Origin of the sequence: Pseudofulvimonas gallinarii (genome assembly GCF_004343305.1) — a bacterium.
GTDB classification, from domain to species: Bacteria; Pseudomonadota; Gammaproteobacteria; order Xanthomonadales; family UBA2363; genus Pseudofulvimonas; species Pseudofulvimonas gallinarii.
In genome coordinates this window covers 1-5,061 of record NZ_SMAF01000046.1, presented here as the reverse complement: position 1 = coordinate 5,061, position 5,061 = coordinate 1, and the positions used below count along the sequence as shown (strand labels likewise).

Below are 5,061 nucleotides of genomic sequence, written 5' to 3'. Positions count from 1 at the left end.
CGCCGCTGCGTGGCCCCGCGATGCCGAAATCCCACTCACAGACGTCCGATCCGTGCCCAAAACGGGGCTTGCGCGACCGCCGCCTACCCAGCAGAATGCCCGAAAAGGGCGTTTGAACTTCCTATACGCGCGTGTTGGTCCATGGAGTTCACTCCAAAGTGTGATTGCACGAGTTTGGAACACACTGCTTTCATGTCGGCTGCTTTCGCGCCTTTTGCGCGGATGTATACCCGGCATGGGGGGCGAGCTGCCGGCTGCACGTCAGGTCACGGGCGCGCGTGCAAGCGCTCCAGGGCGTACCCGGGTGGCGGCAGGGACACTCCCGCAACCGGAACGAATACGCGGCGCGAGCGCCGCGCACGCGTCTGGACGAAGCTGCCTGTGACCCATCCGATGAAACCCGATCCGATCGATTGCCTCCCCTGCCGAGGTCCACGTACCCGGCTGCCGCGTGCCGCCACGCGCCGCGCGGTGCTGTGCCTTGCCTTGCTGGTCCCGATGCTGGCGTCCGCCGCCGTGCAGGCGGCGACCTGGACCGTCGTCACGCCGGGCGAATTCGATTCCGCCGACCCCCTCGGCGGCAGCGATTGTGACGCCACGACGTTCCAGTGCACCACGCTGCGCGATGCCGTCAATCGCGCCGAGGGCGGCGACACCATCGTTTTCGACCCGGCGCTGGACGGACAAACCATCACGCTCAGTCGCTATACCAACTGCCTTTCCCTGTCCGACACGGGCAGTGCCACCTGCCTGCCGCCGGCGGGCGGGTGGAGCGAAGGATACGTCAGCCAGTTCGGTCCGTCGGCCTTCTTCATCCGCGACCGCACCATCACCATCAACGCCATGGCCAACGGGCTCACCCGGGGCGTGGTGATCGCGCGCGATGCCGGTGCCGCCAGCTTCCGCCTGTTCGACATCGCCGGCGATGGCGGGCTGGAACTGGTCGGCCTGACCCTGCGCAACGGGCGGGCCGTCGGCGGCGGCGGCAATCGCGGTGGTTCGGCCATGGGCGCGGGCGGCGCGATCTTCAATCGCGGGCAGCTGATGGTGTACTACAGCACGCTGGTCGGCAACGTCGCCAAGGGCGGCACGTCCGGCACAAGCGGGGCGCTCGGCGGCGGCGGCGTGGGGCAATCCTCGTGGGATGCGCCGGGGGGCGGCCCGAATGGCGGGAACAGCGCCGCAGGCGGGTTCGGCGGCGGCGGCTACGGCTATCACTACGGCGGCGTGAGCATCGGGTTGGCCGGCGGGTTCGGCGGTGGCGGCGGTACGCCGGCCGGACCCGGTGGTTTCGGCGGCGGTGGCGGCGGCGGCCCGACAGGCGCAGCGGGCGGCTTCGGCGGCGGGCAAGGCTCCAGTTCGGCTTATTTCGGCGGTGGCGGCGCGGGCATGGGGGGCGCCATCTTCAACGATGCCGGCGGGGTCTGGCTGATGAATTCGACGCTCGCGGACAACCGGGCCGCCGGTGGCGGCGCCTATACCGGCCGGGGCTCCGGCCTCGGCGGCGCGATCTTCAGCTACGCCGGTACGGTGCGCATGAACTTCGTCACCGTGTACGGCAACCGCGTCGGGCTGGACGCCTCCGGCACCGGCGGTACCGCTTCGGGCGGCGCCGTCTACCACGTGGCCGATTCCAACGCCAACTGCGCGACAGGCGGCAACGTCACCTGCACCAGCGGCGCCGCCATGCTGGAGTTTCGCCATTCCATCGCGGCAGGAAGCGCCGATGGTTCGGGCAACGCGGTAGCCGACATCGTGATGCACCGGCTGAGCGGCGGAATGTTCATCCACTCCTACGACCCCGGCGAGTACCTGGTGGGTCAATGGAGCGCCGTCAACATGTCGGGAGCGCCGGCCAATTCCGATCCGGCGGAAATCGCCGCGCTGAATCTCGCGCCGATGCCGGCAACGCTGCACGGCGGTTTTACCGATGTATTGGTGCCGCTGGCGGGCAGCAGCGCGATCGATCGACTCGCCGACTGCCATGACTTTGCCGTCGACCAGCGCTTCGTGGACCGCCCGCAGGGCACGGCCTGCGACATGGGTTCCGTGGAACATCGCAGCGACGCGACTCTTGCGGTGACGGTCAGCGGCAGCGGCAGCGTGGATGCCGGTGCGACGCCCGCGCCGGTCTCCGGCGCGATTGCCGCTTGCGCGCAGGGCAGCGGCGACTGCGTGGCCGTCTACGACGGCGAGCGGATGCCCGAGGTCACCCTCGCCGCCACGCCCGCCACGGGCTGGCAGATCACCGGCTGGGGCGGCGACTGCATCGAGGATGCGGTCGATCCGCGCGTCGCCACGGTCACGATGGACGGCGACAAGACCTGCAGCGCCACTTTCGCCATCATCGCATACACGGTGGCCGCCAACGCGACCGGCAACGGCACGGTGACGCCGGCTTCGCAGAACGTGGATCACGGCGATACCGCAATGATCACGATCACGCCCGACGCGGGCCACCACGTCGACACGATCGGCGGCACCTGTCCGGCCGGCACGTTGACCGGAACCAGCTACCAGACCGGCCCGATTACCGCCGCCTGCATCGTCGAGGTCGCGTTCGCGCCGGACGCGCCTGCCGTCTACGTGGTCACGGCCAACGCGACCGGCAACGGCACGATCGCGCCGGCTTCGCAGAGCGTGACCCACGGCAGCGCGGCGACGTTCACGATCACGCCCGACGCGGGCCACCACGTCGACACCATCGGCGGCACCTGTCCGGCCGGCACGCTGACCGGCACCAGCTACCAGACCGGCCCGATTACCGCCGCCTGCATCGTCGAGGTCGCGTTCGCGCCGGACGCGCCTGCCGTCTACGTGGTCACGGCCAACGCGACCGGCAACGGCACGATCGCGCCGGCTTCGCAGAGCGTCGATCACGGTGACACCGCGACGCTGACCGTCACACCCGACGCGGGCCACCACATCGACACCATCGGCGGCACCTGCGCAGCCGGCACGCTGACCGGCACCAGCTACCAGACCGGCGCAATCACCGGGGATTGCAGCGTTACGGTCGCATTCGCACCGGACGTGTACACCGTGACGGCTTCGGCAACCGGCAACGGCACGGTGACGCCGGCCAGCCAGAGCGTCGATCACGGCAACACCGCGACCTTCACGGTGACACCTGACCTCGGCCACCACATCGACACCATCGGCGGCACCTGCGCAGCCGGCACGCTGACGGGAACCAGCTACCAGACCGGCCCGATCACGGGCGACTGCAGCGTCACCGTCGCGTTCGCGCCGGACGCGCCTGCCGTCTACGTGGTCACGGCCAACGCGACCGGCAACGGCACGATCACGCCGGCTTCGCAAAGCGTGGATCACGGCGACACCGCGACCTTCACGGTGACACCGGACGCTGGCCACCACGTCGACACCATCGGCGGCACCTGTCCGGCCGGCACGCTGACCGGAACCAGCTACCAGACCGGCCCGATTACCGGCGACTGCAGCGTAGAGGTCGCGTTCGCGGTGACGGTGGCGGCCACGGCCACGCCGGTGCCGGTCGATGCGCGCTGGGCGCTGTTGCTGCTCGCGGCCTTGCTGGCGGCGGCGGGACTTTGGACCGGACGCAGGGAAATGCAGGCATGAAGACCGATTCGGCCGCATTCGCCTGCCGGCGATCGGGAATTGGGGTACCGCGCCGCTTCGGCGCGGGCCTGTCCCATTTTGCAGGCGGGGTCGCCCCGCATACCGACACGCCAACCGGAGACGTACCCATGACAGCATTCCGACATCCGCGCGTTCTGGTCGACCGGGCGCGCACCGCCACGATCCGGGCCGCGCAGGCGTTGGTCGTGTTGTTGACGATGGTGCTGGCCGTATGCGCCCCCGTACAGGCTGGCGTGCCGGACGGTCTGGCAGCAAACGACTGGCAGGCGATCCAGGCACAGCTGCCGATCAGGCCGATGGGCTGGGACACGAGTGGCGGCGCCCTCCAGCAGGGCAAGCTGACCGCAGGGGATGCGCAGACGGGTGACTACCTCGGCTACTCGGTCGCCGTCTCCGGCGACACTGCGGTGGTCGGGGCGCATTACGAGGACACCGGCGGTTTCAATGCCGGCGCGGCCTACGTGTTCGTGCGCAGCGGCGGGAGCTGGAGCCAGCAGGCCAAGCTGGTGGCTGGCGATCCGCAGGCGAATGACTATTTCGGCTATTCGGTGGCGCTCGACGGCGACACCGTGCTGATCGGTGCGTATGGCAAGAGCATCGGTGCCGGCGCGGCCTACGTGTTCGTGCGCAGCGGCGGGAACTGGATCCAGCAGGACAAGCTGGTGGCCGCAGACGCGGAGGCGTATGACGGGTTCGGTTATTCAGTGGCGCTCGAAGGCGACACCGCGCTGGTCGGGGCGCGTTTCGAGGCCACCGGCGGCACGGAGGCCGGCGCGGCCTACGTGTTCGTGCGCGGCAGTGGGAACTGGAGCCAGCAGGCCAAGCTGGTGGCCGTGGATGCGGAGGCATATGACTGGTTCGGCTGGTCGGTGGCGCTCGACGGCGATACCGCGCTGGTCGGGGCGCCTTACGAGGGCGACGGCGGCAGTGCTGCCGGCGCGGCCTACGTGTACGTGCGCAGCGGCGGGAGCTGGAGCCAGCAGGCCAAGCTGGTGGCCGGGGATGCGCAGGCGGGCGACCAGTTCGGTTTGTCGGTGGCGCTCGACGGCGACACCGCGCTGGTCGGGGCATATGGCGAGAGCGCCTTTGCCGGCGCGGCCTACGTGTACGTGCACAGCGGCGGGATCTGGAGCCAGCAGGCCAAGCTGGTGGCGGGGGATGCGCAGGCGGGTGACTGGTTCGGCTGGTCGGTGGCGCTCGACGGCGACACCGTGCTGGTCGGAGCGCCTTACGAGGACGACGGCGGCACGGAGGCTGGCGCGGCCTACGTGTACGTGCGCGGCGGCGTGAACTGGATCCAGCAGGCCAAGCTGGTGGCCGGGGATCCGCAGGCGTATGACGTTTTCGGTCTGTCGGTGGCGCTCGACGGCGACACCGTGCTGGTCGGGGCGTATGGCGAGGACGACGGCGGAGCGGATACCGGCGCGGCCTACGTATTCG

The 5,061-nt window shown here is 69.9% G+C and carries 2 protein-coding genes; both read left to right on the top strand.

Annotated features, from left to right (window positions below):
• Positions 1–393: 393 nt before the first annotated feature.
• On the top strand, positions 394–3,600 hold the full coding sequence (locus EDC25_RS14820; RefSeq protein ID WP_165910920.1) for an InlB B-repeat-containing protein: 3,207 nt from the start codon (positions 394–396) through the stop codon (positions 3,598–3,600).
• A partial coding sequence (locus tag EDC25_RS14435) for an FG-GAP repeat protein (RefSeq protein ID WP_132577781.1) occupies positions 3,597–5,061 on the top strand: 1,465 nt, incomplete at its 3' end. The genes EDC25_RS14820 and EDC25_RS14435, both read left to right, overlap by 4 nt.

Bases quoted from the DNA above. Each gene is read 5' to 3' on its own strand.
- EDC25_RS14820 (WP_165910920.1), top strand. From the start codon at position 394: ATGAAACCCGATCCGATCGATTGCCTCCCCTGCCGAGGTCCACGTACC.